The 16,600-nt window shown below is 60.3% G+C and carries 14 protein-coding genes; 10 read left to right on the top strand and 4 right to left on the bottom strand.

From position 1 onward, the window contains the following. Positions 1 to 206 precede the first annotated feature (206 nt). Positions 207 to 938 carry an iron-containing redox enzyme family protein gene (locus tag PQR27_RS12485; protein WP_408523951.1) on the top strand — a complete coding sequence of 244 codons (732 nt, stop codon included), beginning with the start codon at positions 207 to 209 and terminating at the stop codon, positions 936 to 938. A gap of 80 nt (positions 939 to 1,018) precedes the next feature. On the opposite strand, the gene PQR27_RS12480 is transcribed toward PQR27_RS12485, so the two are convergent. Further along, on the bottom strand, positions 1,019 to 1,693 hold the full coding sequence (locus PQR27_RS12480; protein ID WP_408523950.1) for a TetR/AcrR family transcriptional regulator: 675 nt from the start codon (positions 1,691 to 1,693) through the stop codon (positions 1,019 to 1,021). 63 nt (positions 1,694 to 1,756) lie between these two features. Between PQR27_RS12480 and PQR27_RS12475 the strand changes: the two genes are divergently transcribed. From PQR27_RS12475 to PQR27_RS12465, 3 genes are all read left to right on the top strand, one after another. Next, positions 1,757 to 3,886, top strand: a complete 2,130-nt coding sequence (locus PQR27_RS12475) for an alpha/beta hydrolase fold domain-containing protein (RefSeq protein ID WP_408523949.1) — start codon at positions 1,757 to 1,759, stop codon at positions 3,884 to 3,886. A gap of 156 nt (positions 3,887 to 4,042) precedes the next feature. After that, positions 4,043 to 5,722, top strand: a complete 1,680-nt coding sequence (locus PQR27_RS12470) for a long-chain fatty acid--CoA ligase (protein ID WP_408523948.1) — start codon at positions 4,043 to 4,045, stop codon at positions 5,720 to 5,722. 335 nt (positions 5,723 to 6,057) lie between these two features. Next, positions 6,058 to 7,209, top strand: a complete 1,152-nt coding sequence (locus PQR27_RS12465) for a porin (protein WP_408523947.1) — start codon at positions 6,058 to 6,060, stop codon at positions 7,207 to 7,209. Between the two features lie 17 nt (positions 7,210 to 7,226). Here PQR27_RS12465 and PQR27_RS12460 read toward each other — a convergent pair whose 3' ends face one another. The 3 genes from PQR27_RS12460 to PQR27_RS12450 form a co-directional block, all read right to left on the bottom strand. Next, positions 7,227 to 7,910, bottom strand: coding sequence for a Crp/Fnr family transcriptional regulator (locus PQR27_RS12460; RefSeq protein ID WP_408523946.1), 684 nt, complete (start codon positions 7,908 to 7,910; stop codon positions 7,227 to 7,229). A 411-nt stretch (positions 7,911 to 8,321) separates the two neighbouring features. Beyond that, entirely contained in the window at positions 8,322 to 9,131 is an 810-nt protein-coding gene (locus PQR27_RS12455) for an acetoacetate decarboxylase family protein (protein ID WP_408523945.1), read from the bottom strand. 53 nt (positions 9,132 to 9,184) lie between these two features. Further along, positions 9,185 to 9,628, bottom strand: coding sequence for a tautomerase family protein (locus tag PQR27_RS12450; protein ID WP_408523944.1), 444 nt, complete (start codon positions 9,626 to 9,628; stop codon positions 9,185 to 9,187). Between the two features lie 260 nt (positions 9,629 to 9,888). Between PQR27_RS12450 and PQR27_RS12445 the strand changes: the two genes are divergently transcribed. The 6 genes from PQR27_RS12445 to PQR27_RS12420 all read left to right on the top strand — a co-directional run bounded on the left by PQR27_RS12445 (position 9,889) and on the right by PQR27_RS12420 (position 16,586). Further along, positions 9,889 to 11,532, top strand: coding sequence for a fatty acid--CoA ligase (locus PQR27_RS12445; protein WP_408523943.1), 1,644 nt, complete (start codon positions 9,889 to 9,891; stop codon positions 11,530 to 11,532). 30 nt (positions 11,533 to 11,562) lie between these two features. After that, positions 11,563 to 12,027, top strand: a complete 465-nt coding sequence (locus PQR27_RS12440; RefSeq protein ID WP_408523942.1) for a MaoC family dehydratase — start codon at positions 11,563 to 11,565, stop codon at positions 12,025 to 12,027. Positions 12,028 to 12,194: 167 nt separating this feature from the next. Next, positions 12,195 to 13,829 (top strand): alpha/beta fold hydrolase, encoded by a 1,635-nt coding sequence (locus PQR27_RS12435; protein WP_408525478.1) that lies wholly within the window; start codon positions 12,195 to 12,197, stop codon positions 13,827 to 13,829. Between the two features lie 59 nt (positions 13,830 to 13,888). Then, positions 13,889 to 14,311: a phasin family protein gene (phaP, locus tag PQR27_RS12430; protein WP_408523941.1), complete on the top strand. Its 423-nt coding sequence runs from the start codon at positions 13,889 to 13,891 to the stop codon at positions 14,309 to 14,311. Between the two features lie 149 nt (positions 14,312 to 14,460). Further along, entirely contained in the window at positions 14,461 to 15,300 is an 840-nt protein-coding gene (gene phaZ, locus PQR27_RS12425) for a poly(3-hydroxyalkanoate) depolymerase (protein ID WP_408523940.1), read from the top strand. Positions 15,301 to 15,305: 5 nt separating this feature from the next. Further along, on the top strand, positions 15,306 to 16,586 hold the full coding sequence (locus PQR27_RS12420) for a DUF445 domain-containing protein (RefSeq protein WP_408525477.1): 1,281 nt from the start codon (positions 15,306 to 15,308) through the stop codon (positions 16,584 to 16,586). Positions 16,587 to 16,600: the final 14 nt, after the last annotated feature.

The raw sequence follows: 16,600 nt of genomic DNA, 5'->3' as shown, positions 1-16,600 counted from the left end.
GCTGCGAAACGCGTTGCCGGTTGACACTCAATGTCGTCTAGCGGAAGGAGCCGTGTCAACGCCATCATCAATATCGGGGGGAGACATCAGAAACGTAGATGACGTGTCAATGCTGGCCTGCCACGCCTATGATGAGTTCACTCGCCAACGTCGGCGATCAGCATCACGCAAGTCGATGCTGTTTGACCACCTAACAGGAGTTGGGCATGACTGCTTTGTTGAATCAGGAAGACTTTCGAACGGCGCTTGAAGAGCGGGTTCGCGGAAGGAGTGCTAATCAGTCACCGTTCAGTATGGCGTGGGCTCAGGGAAAGCTGAGTCGCCAGCACCTGGCAAGCTGGGCGGAGAATCACTATCACTATGTGGGGCCTTTCGCCGATTATCTCGGCTACATCTATTCGCGGGCGCCGCAAGAGTACGTCGAAATGAAGGACTTCCTGCTCGCGAATATGTACGAGGAGGAGATTGGTGGCGTGCGCCATACCGATCTCCTGATTCGCTTCGCCGAGGCCTGCGGATCATCCCGCGAACGTGTCGTCAGCGGCGCATCCGTGCTGCCGGCAGCGCGTGGCTTGCAGAGCTGGTGCTATTCGATGGCGATGCGTGAGAATCCGGTTGTTGCTGTCGCGGGGATTGTCATCGGACTGGAGTCGCAGGTGCCGTCGATCTATCGCAAGCAGGCGCCCACCCTGCGCGAGCAGTACAAGTTCACCGATGAAGAGGTCGAGTTCTTTGACCTCCACATCGTCTCGGATGAAATCCATGGGGAGCGCGGCTATCAGATCGTGTTGACCCAAGCCGATACCTATGAGCTCCAGGCGCGTTGTCTGCGCGCCTGCGAGATCGGAGCGCAAATGCGACTGCTTTATACGGGTGCGCTGTATAGCGAGTTTGTCGAGCGGGACGTGCCGTACGAAACGCTGTCTATCGCGGCGTAACGCGGCGTGGCCAGTTTTAAAGCGTGACCTTGCGGGGAGGGGGATTCCCGGTGCGTTGGTGAACCGACCAGCGCCCCCCGTCAGCCGCCCAGCAGGGACCGCGTTTCTTCCGATGGCTCGCCCGTCAGTACGCTTTCAAAGGTGTCCATCAAGCTGGACACCGCGTATGGCGGCGACCAGAGTCCTCCCGCCTCGTCATGGTCCCGACTCGCTTCCCACGCTGCCAGTGCGGCATTGCCGTATATACCGATGAGCGACAGTCGGTGATCGACGATTGCAGGCGGAATAGAGGAAAGCAGGCTGCGGAGCTGGGCGTTGCAACGCTGATAACCCAGATTCCATTTGTTTTCCAGCGCCTCGCGCAAGAACGCGCGGTTGTTCAACTGCAAGTTGGCGATCATGCGAATGTAGGTTGCCTGACGCGTACGATCCGCCAGACCAAGCATCGGAAAAAGTAGCGCGCCCAACACCGCTCGCACGCTTATCCCACCCTCTGCCTCCAGCCTGTCGAGCCGCGCCTGACGGTCTTCGTCTATCAGGCGCGCACCGTCGACGACCAGCTCGCGTGCCAGTTCAAGTTTGTTTCCGAAGTAGTAGCGCAGCGAGGCGCTATTGCGCTGCCCCGCGGCGGAAATGATGTCCTGTACCGAAACCCCGTCCAGTCCGCGCAGCGCGAACAGGCGTTGGGCTTCTTCTTTCAGGCGAATTCGTGTCTCCGCCCCATCCGAGCGAAGGGTTTTCCCTGGCGTCGTCATTACTTTACCGTGTCGAGTTAATTAACTACACTGCAATAACTAACCAGACAGGAGAAACTTAGCATGAAGGTCATAGTTGTTGGAGGAGGCATTGGTGGGTTAACAACCGCTCTGGCGCTGCTGCGCCACGGCATCGAGCCGATTGTACTGGAGCGTGCCCCGCAATTGACGGAGGTCGGCGCAGGCATCCAGATCGCTGCGAACGGCACGATTGTGCTGCGGGAACTGGGACTCGAACCTGCGCTGGCGAGCATTGCAACTGTGCCGGCGCGCTTTGACTACCTCGAGTTGTCGACCGGGCGTCTTCTGTACGTTGCGCCACTCGGCGAGGAGGCTGCGGCACGTTACGGCGCGCTGCTTTATAACGTCCACCGTGCCGACCTGGTCGCGCTGCTCGCGAAGGCCCTGCCGCCCAATGGGATCCGGCTCGGGGCGGAATGCGCGTCGGTGTCTCAGGACGAGGAGGGTGCTTACGTCACGCTGCAAAATGGCGAAGTGATTCGTGGCGACGCCGTGATCGGCGCCGATGGCATTCACTCTGCCGTTCGCACGGCCCTACGGGGACCCGAAGAGAAGCAGTTCGCCAACATCCTGATGTGGCGCTCGCTCATTCCCGCTGACCGGCTCGCAGGCCTGAACTTGCCGGTGGCCGGGAACAACTGGTTCGGCGTGGGCAGGAATATCGTCTCTTACTGGGTTCGCAAGGACCTCTACAGCGTGCTTGCGTCGGTGCCGGCAACCGAAGTGAGCCGGGAGTCATGGACGCAGTCAGGGGACGTCGCGCAACTGCGTCGCTCGTTCGAGGGCTCTGAACCGACCGTCCAGAAAATGCTGAAGGCCGTGGACTCAACCTTCATCACCGGGATGTACCACCGGGATCCGATCGAAAACTGGAGTACCGGCCGGATCGCCCTGCTCGGAGACGCCGCGCATGCGATGGTGCCTTACCTGGCGCAAGGCGCCTGTCAGTCGATCGAAGACGCCTGGGTTCTCGCCACCTGTCTCGCGAATCATGGCCCGGCTGGCGTTCAGGACGCGCTGCTGGAATACGAACGGCGCCGCCAGCCGCGTACGACGCGGATTCAGGCGGGCGCGCGTTTTGTCGTCGACTGGGCACACGAGCCCGACGAGGCGCGTGTACACCAACGCAACGGACGACTGAAGGGACTCTCGCGTATCGATCCGCTGGCTGAGGCATCGTGGTCGTTTGCCTGGGGGCACGACATCCTCGAGGCCGTCAAGCTGCCGCCGGGCGAGGTCGTGGGCCTGAGCGCGGCACGCGAAGGAAAGCGCATGGCGCGCCCCGAGAGCCAGCGCGCTTTCGATCTCTGGAAGGGCGTGTTCAAACCGGATGACATTGCGCGTGGCGACCGGGGGCAGCGTGCAGCCTACGAACGGTTCCTTCTGGAGCAGTTCCCGGCACCCGCAGGCACCGAGGTGACGGATGTCGATCTGCACGGCGTGAGCGCGTTGCGGGTGGTTGCAGCGGGAGCAGCGCAGAAGGCAACTGTATTGCACTTCCACGGTGGCGGCTACGTGCTGGGGTCGGCGCAGAGCTCGGCTGAATATGCAAGCCGTCTCTCGCGTGCGCTCAATGGTCCGTGCTACACGGTCGACTATCGCCTCGCGCCCGAGCATCCGTATCCGGCGGCATTCGATGACGCATTCAGCGCCTATCGTGGTTTGCTCGCCTCGGGTGTCGATCCGTCGACGGTATTCCTGAGCGGCGAATCGTCCGGGGGCGGCCTCGCTCTGGCGCTGGCTGCTGCGCTACGTCGCGCGGCTCTGCCGTTGCCGGCCGGTGTCATTGCAATCTGCCCGCTCACCGACCTCACGCTGAACGGCCCCTCCGTCAAGGCCAATTCGGGAGACGATCCGGCGGCGAATCGCGAAACGCTGTCCAATCTCGTCGCGTCTTACTTCCAGGGCCATGAGCCAACCGATCCGATGGTGTCGCCGCTGTTCGCGGACCTTGCGGACCTTCCACCAGTGTTCCTTTCAGCGGTCGAGGGCGAGGTACTGGAAAGCGACACGACCCGCTTTGCGCAGCGGGCAAGGACAGCCGGCGCGAACGTGACATTGAAGATGGTGGCCGACTCGGTTCATGTCTTCACGCTCTTCCCGTTCCTGCCGGAAGCCGCCGGGACGCTCGAAGAAATCGGCCAGTGGAGCCGCCAGTTCCTTCAGAACTAGAGAGACGCATCCGCCAGGTACGGATGCGACAACCTGCTCACGCATCGTCGGCGTGGGCAGATCCTGCCTGCGTCACGGACGCTTGCCCGTGACGCGGGCAAGCGCTTTCAAGGCGCTACGCCATATCACTGAATTCGTCTCATGCTCGGAGTAGACATGACGGCAACATCAACGCGTCAGCCGGTCAGCATGCCGCGCCATTTATCCGCGCCGCAGACATCGCTGTACACGAACCTCGAAGTCACCTCGAACCGCCATCCGGAAAAGACCGCAATCCTCTATTACGGTAGTGCCGTAAGCTACCGGCGGTTGCGATCCGAAGTCGACGCAATGGCGGGATTCCTGCAGCAACACTGCGGGATCGCCCGAGGTGAGCGCGTCGTCCTGTACATGCAGAACAGTCCGCAATTCGTTATCGCCTTCTATGCGGTGCTGCGCGCGGATGCGGTTGTCGTGCCCGTCAATCCGATGAACCGGGCTTCGGAACTGCAACACATTCTTGAAGATAGCGGGGCGAGAGTCGCCTTTGTCGGTGAAGAGCTTCTGGAACACGTACGGCCGCTCCCAACCACTCACGTAGGCCATGTTATCTCCGCCCGTTACGCCGACTATCTTCGCGACCCGACCGATCTGCCGCTGCCCGACGTCCTGACATCGGCCGGGTCGCAGTGTCGTGCAGAATCTGCCGACGGCCATGCTGCTCTCATCAGCTGGAACGACGCGCTTGCCCGTGCGTGTGTGCCGCGCGACCACGAATCCGGGCCCGACGATCTTGCGGTCATTCCGTACACGTCCGGCACCACGGGGCGTCCCAAAGGGTGCATCCACACCCATCGTAGCGTGATGCATTCAACGGTCTCATGCGCCGAATGGCCGAATCTCGCGAATGAGAGCGTGATGTTGTGCTCCGTGCCATTGTTTCATGTCACCGGCATGCAGAACTGCATGAACATGCCGATATTCATCGGCGCGACGATGGTGATCATGACCCGCTGGGACTCGGGGTGCGCCGCACATCTGATCGAACGCTATCGGGTGAGCACGTGGGTAAGCGTTCCCACCATGGTCATCGACCTGCTGAACCTTGCGGGCGTCGGCAAGTTCGATCTGAGTTCCATGACATATCTGAGCGGGGGCGGGGCGGCGATGCCGCAGGCTGTCGCGCAGCAGATTCAGGCGCGCTGGGGCGTGCCGTACGTAGAAGGGTATGGTCTCACCGAAACAATGGCGGCGACTCACATCAATCCGCCGCGGCACAGCAAGCAACAGTGTATGGGCGTGCCAATCTTCAATACGTATTCACTCGTCGTCGATCCAGACACGCTGAAACCACTTGGCGAAGGAGAAACGGGTGAAATCCTCGTAAGCGGACCGCAAGTGTTCGATGGCTATTGGAAGTCGCCAGAAGCCACGCAAGATGCCTTCGTTCTGATCGATGGGAAGCGATACCTGCGCACCGGCGACCTCGGCTACGTGGATCGGGACGGCTACTTCTTCGTTGTCGATCGACTGAAGCGCATGATCAACGCATCCGGCTACAAAGTCTGGCCGGCTGAAGTTGAGTCCATGCTATTCGAGCATCCTGCCGTACAGGAAACCTGTGTCATTGCGACTCATGATCCGCGCCGAGGCGAATCGGTCAAGGCCATCATCGTGCTTCGGAACGGCGAACACGTAACGGAACAGGAAATCATGTCATGGGCCCGCGAGCGCATGGCCTCCTATAAAGTCCCGCGTGTCATTCAGTTTGCCGCCAGCTTGCCTCGTACGGCGAGCGGAAAGATCCAGTGGCGACTGCTACAGGAAGATGAAACGCGATCTCGGGAGGTTTCCTAGGGTTATCCCCGTGTGCCTTTCCAATGCGACGGCATAAGGCGCGCCGCGGCGTTCGATGGGTTCGCGGCGCGGAATGTAAAGTTTCTGGCAGTTGTAGTGAAGGTTTCCGGGCAACGTGTGGTTGTGGGCGCAACGCCTTGATCCGTACCAGGCCATCCGAGGGCGAAGCTTTCGTCAAACCGGCAGGTTAATCAAGTCGTCCCGGCCGGTGAGCCACGCAATAAAAAGAATTCAGCAAGCAAGCGAGCGCTCGTACCCGGCTGGCAATAAGCAGGTTGGAAATACGGTTCATATGGTTCGTAGTACGACATAAACACAATATCTGGAGTCTGGAGATGAGGAAGGTAAGGAGAGTGCTGGGAAAAGAGCGGCATCGACGCAAGGCCGGCCTGCTGGTTGGCATTCTGTCCGCTGCAACGCTGTACTCCGTCTCAGCCGCGGCGCAGTCGTCGGTCACGCTTTTCGGCGTCGTCGATGAAGGCATTCGCTACACGACTCATGCGGATCCGCAAGGCGGTTCTCGCGTGCAGCTCGCCAACGGCGCAAACGAGAGCCTGTGGGGATTCAAGGGCACGGAAGACATTGGTGGCGGCACAAAGGTCGTATTCCAGCTGGAAAATCGCTTCTTTCCGAACACCGGGGCGACCGACCCCGCCTATCCGTTCTTCAATACGGCTTTTGTAGGCTTGCAGTCGAGCAGTTACGGTAAGTTGACCATGGGGCGTCAGATCAACCCATTTTCCGACGCTGTTCTGAGCGCCTTCGTGAGCAATGCATGGCTGCCGACCTTCTACCAGTTCCGGCCCGAGGTCATGATGGCTCAGGGTGTGTGGACCAGCAACATGGTCAAATATGCGGCGCGATGGCAATACCTGACGGCTGAGCTGTCGTATGCGTTTGGCGGCAATGCAGGCGCATTTGGTTCGGGAAGTCAGATTGGGGCATCGATTCTCTTTTTGCCCGGCGCACCAATACGTCTGGCTGCCGCGTACCTCGACTCGCGCGATGCCGTGAACAGTTCCGCGCACTTCAAATCCTGGACCGCTGGCGGATCCTATTCGTTCGGCGATACGACAGTCAATGCCGGCTGGGCCGTGAACAGGCAGGATGCCGGGTTTGTCGGCAATTTTCCTAACGGTCCGTTCACCGCGCCGGAACTGACCGCGCTTAAATTCAATACATTCAGCGCCCGGCAAATGTTTTATGGCGGGGTCACGCAGCTGATAGGGGACGCGACGCATCTCTCCGCGAACGTATGGCGCACGATTCAGACCGGGAAGACGCCAGCAGCCGACGGGAACTCGACACAATTCCAGTTGCTCGCAGACTATAACTGGTCGAAACGCACGGATACCTATCTTGAAGTCGACTACTCGCTGTATCGCGGCGGAATGGTTGGCGCCCAGTTCCAGGGCATCAACGCGTTGAGTTCGGCGTATGGCACGACCCAGCTAGGCATCACGGCCGGCTTGCGGCATCTGTTCTAGGGTGACGGCGGGAGCGATCACTGACCATCCTGAAAGGACGAGAGGATATCTTTCGAGCATATTTCAATTCGACCATACCGGAGAGCGATCGCTCCTTTTTCGGCCATTGCCTTGAGCTCCAGCGACAGCGTCTGGCGTGTGATGCCGAGCATCATGGCCAGGGTGTCCTGGGAGACGCTGATGTCTTCGCGACTCTCCTGCCACGTTGTCACGTCGCCCGAAGCGAGCAGCAGCAGGCGCCGGGCAATGCGCGCGCGCGTCGAATGGAGGGTGGCGTCTTCGACCAGGCGATAAAGCCAGTTCATGTGGATGGACTGCAATTCGGCGATGGCCCGGACGAACACCTGACTCTGCATCAGCTCGTCAAAGGCGGGTGTCCTGACCACGAAGACGGTGGCGCGCTCGATCGCTACGACATCACGCGCGCGTGGCTGACGACCGGTCATGGAGGTCTGTCCAAACCAGTTGCCGGGTTCGATGACTGCGAGGATCGCTTCCTTGCCGTCTTCGCGAAGCGTGAAGGCTTTCAGTCTGCCATTCTTGAGCCCACAGAAGCCGCTCGGCATATCGCCGCGGCGAAACAGATATTCGCCAGGGTGCAGCGTGATCAATTCGCTTCGCTGGATAAGCGCCTCCTGCTCGTTCGCAGGCAAGGAGCAGAACCACTCGTTTGTCCGCATCTCCGCGGACGTGTCGGTCATGAACGCCATCTGAAGCAGTCAATGTCCATAAGTGCTGAAAGCGCGACGGAAAACCACAGGTCTGTGCAGCTTCCAATGCGTTCGTATCAAACCGCCCGGCCGTAGGTCTCCAACCCGTTATCGGGTTCGGGCCGCTGAACGGGAATATCGCGTCATTCTATACGTGTGGAAAATTGCAATGCAAGATTGGAGCAAAGTGGGCGGAGAGCGTCCGCTGGACCACGCGCCATGCAAGCGCCCGCCGCGGCTGTCGATTGGCCCTGTGGGTCGAGGTACCGACCACTTTTAGTATGTGGATGGCTAAATGACGGGCGACAGGCGGAAATCTTCGGCCCGTGAGAGTGTGATCCACATGCGAAACGCTCCCCTCGAGCAAACGAGGGGAGCGTGACGAACCCTACGCTTCACGCGTTACTGGTTCGTGTTGTCGACGAGGGTTTTGAGGTCGGTCACGGTATAGGACATGGAGCCGCGAAACCCGGCGCCGACCCGAACCGGCTGCAGATCGGAAACTTCCTCGCCCTCGGCGAACGGCAACGAGAGCTTGCCCTCACCGCCCCATACATCGGTGATCTTCGCGTTATCCATGACGGACATAACGAGCTCGTTGACCGCGGGGTTTTCATGTTGCCCCGCGGCGAGACGCGGGAAGTACCGCAAATTGACCACCGGACGACCCGCAATGGCGAGCTTCGATGGGTCGCTGAGCGCGGATTCCAGCTTGACCTCGGCGCGAACCAGACGTTGCCCTGCAGCGGACGCCGAGGCTGCGAAGCGCGCGCCCGGCGCGACTTGCGCAGCTGCCGCGCTCGGCGCCGAGAACGTACGAGTCTGATGCACCTGGGCGAGGCGCTTCGGGAAGCCCTGAATCAGACCACGCATCATCGCCGAGTCATTGTCGACAAAAATGTAAGGGCACCACGAAACCGGCTTGCCCTCGTACACGGCATCGAGCAGGATGAAAAACTCGCGATATTGGTAGCGCGCCGGGTCGAGATACTCGTCATTCTCACCCGTGAATTGCCAGTCGATAAACATGGCGCTCGCGTGGCCGGGCGATGCCGGATCCGCGCTCAGACCTTTCGGGAGGACGGCAGCCACGGCGGCTGGATCTGCCCAGAACTCGATCGCAAGGAAGTCTCCGGAATAATGCCAGGGCGGCGGCGGTGCCACGCTGGATAGACCGCGAGGCGAAAGGGGCGTGGCGTACTGTTTAGACATTTCGTTTTCCTACATGAAAGCTGCGTTGCGACACGAATATCGGAAATGATGGATCAGGTGGCGTCCGCTGTTGCCGGAGCGGCGGGGCTGCTAATGACAGAGTTTCGGCCTGCGAGGCCATTACCGGGAGACCAGTTTTCGCTGGCCACCTCGATCATGTTGATAAACACATCGGCGGGATCGACGCCGGGGTCGGCCTGAAGCTTTGCGACGAGGCGTTCATAGAACCGCTTCTTGTCGTCGGCGCTTCGGCCGGCGGTCAGCGTGATCTGAATCAGCAGAAGATTCGGGCTCCGTTTGAACGGAAAGGTCATGTTGGCGAGGAAATTGGCGTCTTCGTGCTCCGTCATGGTCATGAAGAATGCCTCTGGGTGGACGCCCATTGCCTCGTGGAGAGTCTCGTGTATTCCCTTGAGAACGGCGCTGCGAAATTGCGCAGGCTTGCCGCTGCGCATCGATACATGTGTCATGGGCATGGAAAGGATCCAGTTGGTCATTGCTGGACTCAATCATAGGTGCATCGACCGATGTCATTCAACAATCGTCCCTGATTGTTGTGATGAGATTTATCAATCATCGACCACTCCTTGAGGCTCGCGTCTCCCCCGGCTGTATTCACGTCTCTCCCCCATTCAGGGGGTACTTTCCGATCCCCGACACTTGCATCATTGTCCCAATGCGAAGTCAGAGCAGGCCGAGAAAAATAACCAGGGCGGCAATTGCTTGCAATCCAATTCTGGAACTAGAGGAGATATCGATGCACAACGAAGTCAAGACGCCAGCGTCCAATGCTTACGCCTATCCGTTGCTGATCAAGCAGCTGTTGCTCACGCCGTTCGCTCAGGCGCAGGACGAAGAGATCGTCTACCGGGATCAGTTCCGCATGACCTATGCGACGTTGCGCGAGCGTATCGCACGCCTCGCCAACGGCTTGAGCCAACTTGGCGTGCAGCACGGCAGCACCGTCGCGGTGATGGATTGGGACAGCCACCGCTACCTCGAATCCTATTTCGCTGTGCCGATGATGGGCGCGATCCTGCAGACCGTGAACGTGCGTCTGTCCCCGGCGGAAATCGCCTACACGATCAATCACGCCGGCGCTGAAGTCCTGCTGGTTCACACCGATTTTCTGCCGGTCGTCGAAGCGATCAAGGACAAACTGGAAACAGTGCGTACTTTCATCTGGATCGATGAGCCGGGCAGCGAAGTTTCTGCACACAGTATTCCCTTCTCGGCTGAATACGAGGCGATGCTGGCGGCGCATAGCACGAGCTACACGTTCCCTGACTTCGACGAGAACACGCGTGCAACGACGTTTTACACCACCGGCACGACTGGTCTTCCCAAGGGCGTCTACTTCACGCATCGGCAACTGGTTCTGCACACCCTCACTCTGATGGGCGCACTGGCGAGCCCTGTCTCGGGACAGCGTTTCCATCGTGGCGACGTGTACATGCCGCTCACCCCGATGTTTCACGTCCACGCCTGGGGCATGCCGTATATCGCCACGCTTCTGGGTGTGAAGCAGGTCTATCCCGGGCGCTATGTGCCGGATCGGCTCGCACGGCTCGTGCGCGAAGAGAAGGTCACGTTCTCGCATTGTGTCGGCACGATCCTGCACATGCTGCTCTCGTGCGAGGAGGGCAAGGCGACCGACATGAATGGATGGAAGATCGTCATCGGCGGCGGCGCGTTGCCGCAAGGCCTCGCCAAGGCGGCGGTGGACCGGGGCATCGATGTGTTCGTCGGTTACGGGATGTCGGAAACGTGCCCCGTACTCAGTCTCGCGCAACTTCCGCCGGGCGCCGAAAAGCTCGACGCCGATGAACAGCTGCGCCTGCGCTGCAAGACCGGCCGGCCGATTCCTCTGGTTGACCTGCGTGTCGTCGACGACAACATGGACGATCTCACCCACGACGGTAAAGCCACCGGCGAGATCGTCGCGCGCGCACCATGGCTCACGCAGGGCTATCTGAACAATCCCGAGGCTTCCGAGCAGCTTTGGGCCGGCGGCTATCTGCATACGCAGGACATCGCCAATATCGATCCGACGGGCAACGTCCAGATCACCGATCGTCTCAAGGACGTGATCAAGTCCGGCGGCGAGTGGGTGTCATCGCTCGAGGTCGAAAACCTGATCTCGCGCTACGACGGCGTTTCCGAAGTGGCCGTCATCGGCATCAAGGATGACAAGTGGGGCGAGCGGCCGGTGGCGCTGGTCGTGCTCAAGGAGGGATTCGCCGTCACGGAGGACGACATCAAGCAGCACGTCCTGTCGTTCAGCACATCTGGAAAGATATCGAAATACGCGGTGCCACAGACCGTGAAGTTCGTCGAGTCGCTCGACAAGACGAGTGTCGGCAAGATCAACAAGAAGTGGTTGCGCGAGCAGTTCGCCTGATTGGCAAGCAAATTTCCAGGAGCGAAAGCGATGAGTTTGGAAAATTACAGCGTTGCCACCATCGGCGACTTCGTGGGGCGCGAGCTGGGCGTATCGAACTGGGTGGTGGTCGACCAGGCGCGCATCAATGCCTTCGCCGAATGTACCGGCGACAAACAGTGGATTCACGTGGACGAAGGGCGTGCGAAGCGCGAGAGCCCGTTCGGCGGCACGATCGCACACGGCTATTTGACCCTGTCGTTGCTGGGGGGCTTCGCGATCGAGATCGGCATCGTTCCCAAGGATGCGTCGGCGGGCCTCAACTACGGGCTGGACAAGGTGCGTTTCATGGCGCCCGTCAAAGCGGGCGCGCGTGTGCGGAGTCGTGTCACGCTCGTCTCGGCGGAAAGCAAGGGCGGCGGCCGCATCCTCATCAAGACGATGAACGAGTTGCAGATCGATGGCGAAGATAAACCTGCACTCGTTGCAGAAACCCTCGCGATGCTGGTGGCGTGAGCCATGACGTTTGGCGCAGCGGAAGACATTCCTGAAGGAGCAGCAAAATGGCTGTAACCACTGAAAGCTCGCAACAAAGTCAGCAACCGAGCCAGCAACCGAGCCAGCAACCGAGCCAGCAACCAGGCGAGAAGGCTGATGATCTCGCGGCGTCGGCTGCCGAGGGAATGCTGGGCCCCAATCCCTTTGTGGGCCTGCGGCCTTGCGATATCGTCGCAACCGCGCAGAAAATCGGCGCACAGGCATTGCGGCAACCCGGCCTGGTCATGGAGCAGGAAGCGGCTCTCGCTCGCGAGCTTTTCGGGCTGTTCTCGGGCAATGCCGAAGCCACGCCGCCAAAGGGCGACAAGCGCTTCACCGACGCCGCATGGCAGAACAATTCGCTGTATCGCATGACGCTGCAAGGCTACCTTGCGTGGCAACGCGCGCTTTCGGGTTTCGTGGAGCGCTCGGGACTGGATCCCGCTAACAAGGAGCGTGCGCGCTTTGTGATGTCGCTCCTTACGGACGCGGCGTCGCCGACGAATACGCTGTTGGGCAATCCCGCGGCGCTCAAGAAGGTCATCGATACGGGCGGCGCCAGCTTGCTGGACGGCGCCAACAACATCGTGATGGATCTGCTCAAGAATCAGGGCATGCCCGCGCAGGTCAACAAGTCGGCGTTCGAGGTGGGCAAGAACCTCGGTACATCCAAAGGCGCGGTCGTATTTCGCAACGAAGTGCTGGAGCTGATCCAGTACGCGCCGACGACGCAGCAGGTCCACAGCCGGCCGCAACTGATCGTGCCGCCGCAGATCAACAAGTTCTACATCTTCGATCTCTCCGAGGGCAAGAGCATCGTCGACTATCTGGTCAGGAACGAGCTCCAGGTGTTTGTCGTCAGCTGGCGTAATCCGACCGCGGCTCAAAGCCACTGGGATCTGGACACGTACGTCACTGCGCTCATGGAAGCCATTGCGGCTGTGCGTGAGATCACTGGCTGCGACGACGTCAACCTGCACGGCGCCTGCTCGGGTGCGATGACTATCTCGGCCTTGCTTGGCCATCTCGCCAGCAAGGGCGAAAAGACAGTCAACGCCACCACGCTGATGGTCGCCGTACTCGACAATACCGCCGACTCGCAGCTCGGCCTCTTTGCCACGCCTGAGGCGATTGCGGCCGCCAAGCAGCACAGCATTTCACGCGGAGTGCTGGCGGGTGAGGAAATGGGACGGGTCTTCGCGTGGATGCGGCCCAACGATCTGGTGTGGAATTACTGGGTCAACAACTACCTGCTGGGCAATGCACCGCCTGCCTTTGACGTGCTTTACTGGAACAACGATACGACCCGGCTGCCGGCGAAGATGCATGGGCAATTGCTCGACATTTTCACGCAGAACCTCTTCAGCAAGCCGGGTGCGCTGACGGTGCTGGGCACGCCGATCGACCTGTCCGAGGTCAAGTGCGACAAGTATGTGGTGGCGGGCATCACGGATCACATTACGCCGTGGAAGGGCGTGTACAACACGGCCATAACGTTTGGCGGCGATACGCGATTCGTTCTGAGTTCGAGCGGCCATATCCAGAGCCTGATCAATCCTCCGGGCAATCCGAAATCAAAGTACTACCTCAACGCCAGGTTGCCGGCTAAAGCCGAAGCGTGGCTTGACGGCGCCACGACTGAAGCGGACTCGTGGTGGGGCAACTGGCGAGACTGGCTGGTCGCCCGGTCCGGTGAAAAGCGGGCAGCGCCTGCGACCCTTGGCAGCAAACAGCACCCGGCCGGCGTGAAAGCACCCGGCACCTATGTTTCGGAAGCCTGACCGGTTTCCTTGCCGGATAGCGAAAGCAATTTTTTTGCAGCTACTTTAATGGAGTCATTATGACAGCAACCAATCCCAGCAATATCTTTGGTGAATATACGAAGCTCATCACGCAGTTCAAGCTGCCGGGCATCGATATAGCCGCCATCCTCGAATCGCGTCGCAAGGACATTGAAGCGCTCGCCGAGGCGAATATGACGGCGCTCGCCGGGGTCCAGCAACTCGGTCAGAAGCAGGTGGATATCGCGCGTTCGACGATGACCGAACTGCAATCGCTCGTGACCCGCTTGAGGTCCCCCGGCAGCGAATCCGCTGTGGCAACGGGAGAAGGCGTGCAGAAGGCACTGCAAAAGGCATTCGTGGACATGCAGGAACTTGCTGACGCGGCGTACCGCGCTCAAACCGACAGCATTGCTGTGGTGACGAAGCGCTTCGCGGAGCATGTCGAGGAACTGAAAGCGCTCGTGCAGCCGAAGAAGTGATCTGGCGGGCGGGCGCGAGCCCGCCGCCATGAGCAAACTAAACGAAGCGAAGCGTCCACGCAACCCTGTTGCATGGGATCGGAGTAACGCGCTAAGGGGCTGGAGTAAGCGCTAAAGCGCTAACTCTGGTCGACACAAGGAACCACCAGATGACCGAACAACAAACAGGCGCGGAGTGTGTCGACGCCATGCAAATTCAGACGATCGATCTGGACGGCCAATTGCTGCGCGTCGGAGTCCGGCGCGGTAGCGACGCGTCGCCGCCGCTGCTGCTGTTCAATGGCATTGGCGCGAATCTCGAACTGGTTGAGCCGTTCGTCGCGGCACTGGATGACGTGACAGTCATCGTCTTCGACGTCCCCGGCGTAGGCGGCTCGCCCGTCCCCTTGATCCCGTATCGGTTCTCGACGCTTGCCGTCCTGTCCGACAAGCTCCTGACGCGGCTCGGTTACGCCGGCCCGGTAGACGTGCTCGGCGTATCGTGGGGTGGGGCGCTGGCCCAGCAGTTCGCGCACCTTTACCCCAAGCGCTGCCGCAGGCTGATTCTCGCGGCCACGTCTCCCGGCGTAATCATGGTGCCTGCCCGGCTGTCGGTGCTTTCAAAACTGATCGGGCCGCGCCGCTATACCGATCCGGCTTACCTTCGGCAGATCGGGGCGGAGATATACGGCGGCGCGTACCGGCACGATTCCGCGCTGCTTGAGCAACACAGCCGCCATATCCAGGCGCCGCGCGGCCGTGGATATCTCTATCAATTACTGGCTGCTTCGGGTTGGACCAGCTTGCCCTGGCTGGGCGGGTTGCGGCAAACGACGCTTGTCATGCATGGAAACGACGACCCGATCGTGCCGCTCACGAACGCGAAGATTCTCGCGGCAAGGATCAAAAATGCAACCTTGCACGTGATAGATGACGGCCATCTGTTTCTGATCACCCGGGCAAGTGAAGTCGCTCCGGTAGTGAAGCGGTTCTTGCAGGAGGCGCGTTGAGTGTCGTGTCTGGCAGAGACGGGAATTCGGGGCGCGCGAGGGGTGACCTGGTTGGAGACGAGAAGCTTGTCCGCCTGAAGCGGATGCGCACGACGGCGACCTGTCTGCTCGCCGCGATGATCGCGCTCCTATTCACCTGCGTGGCCTGGCAGGCCGCGCATCCGTGGCTGGCATGGCCACGTGCTTTTGCCGAGGCTGGGACAGTCGGTGCGATTGCAGACTGGTATGCGGTGGTCGCGTTGTTCCGGCACCCGTGTGGGATCCCGATCCCACACACGGCCATCATCGCGAAGAACCAGCAGCGCATCGCCGAGAGTCTGGCCAGCTTCGTCGAGGAAAACTTCCTCACCCCCGAAGTCATCGTTGCGCGACTGAGTGGTTTCAACGCTGCGCAGGCGCTGGCGGGGTGGCTCGCAGTACGTGAAAACAGTGGGGTGATCGCGGATGTGGTGGCGGGCTCGCTGCCCCGATTGCTTAATGGCCTGGACGAGACGGACGTCGAGCATCTCTTCGACCGACTCGTGATTCCGCAACTGCGCACGCTCGAGGTGTCTCGCCTCGCGGGCCAGGTCCTGGATATCCTCACCGAAGGCAACCGTCATCAGCCTTTGCTGGATCGTGGACTGGGCGCCGTAAAAACGTGGTTAAGCACCAACGCGGACCTGATCAAGGCGAAGTTCAGCGAGGCGTCGAAATATACGCCGGCGCCGCTCGACGCCTACATCGTCAACAAGTTTATCGAAGGCATCATCGCCCTCATCCATGAGGTCGACGCGAATCCGGAGCACGAGCTTCGACGTCAGTTCGACGCGGCGGTGCACGATCTATCCAGCAACCTGCGCACGTCAGCTGTTTATCGCCGGTTTGGTCGAGTGATGCTGCGCGACTGCCTTCGGCATATCAAGGAAGGGGACTACTACCGCGTCCTGCTCGATCACGTCCGCGCGCATGTGCTGGCTGATCTTGGAAGTGGGCGCTCCACGGTGCGCGAGATGATCGCCGGCAGCTTCGTATCCATCGGCAAAGGCATTGCGAGGGAGCCTGCCATTCAGCACAAGTTGAACGCATGGTGGCTTGATATTGCCGGCCTGCTCGTGCTGCGTCATCGCCATCAGCTGTCGGCGCTGATAACCGACGTCGTGAAAGGCTGGGATACGAAGGAGGTGAGCCACAAGATCGAGGCCGAGATAGGTCGGGACCTGCAGTACATCCGGATTAACGGCACGTTTGTCGGCGGCACGGTGGGCGTCCTGATTCATGCGTGCGTATCCCTTGTCTTGCGGTAAGCCGAACACGGTCC

The sequence above is a fragment of the Paraburkholderia fungorum genome, assembly GCF_046027215.1.
Lineage (GTDB): Bacteria > Pseudomonadota > Gammaproteobacteria > Burkholderiales > Burkholderiaceae > Paraburkholderia > Paraburkholderia fungorum_D.
This window is presented reverse-complemented; position numbering and strand designations above follow the sequence as displayed.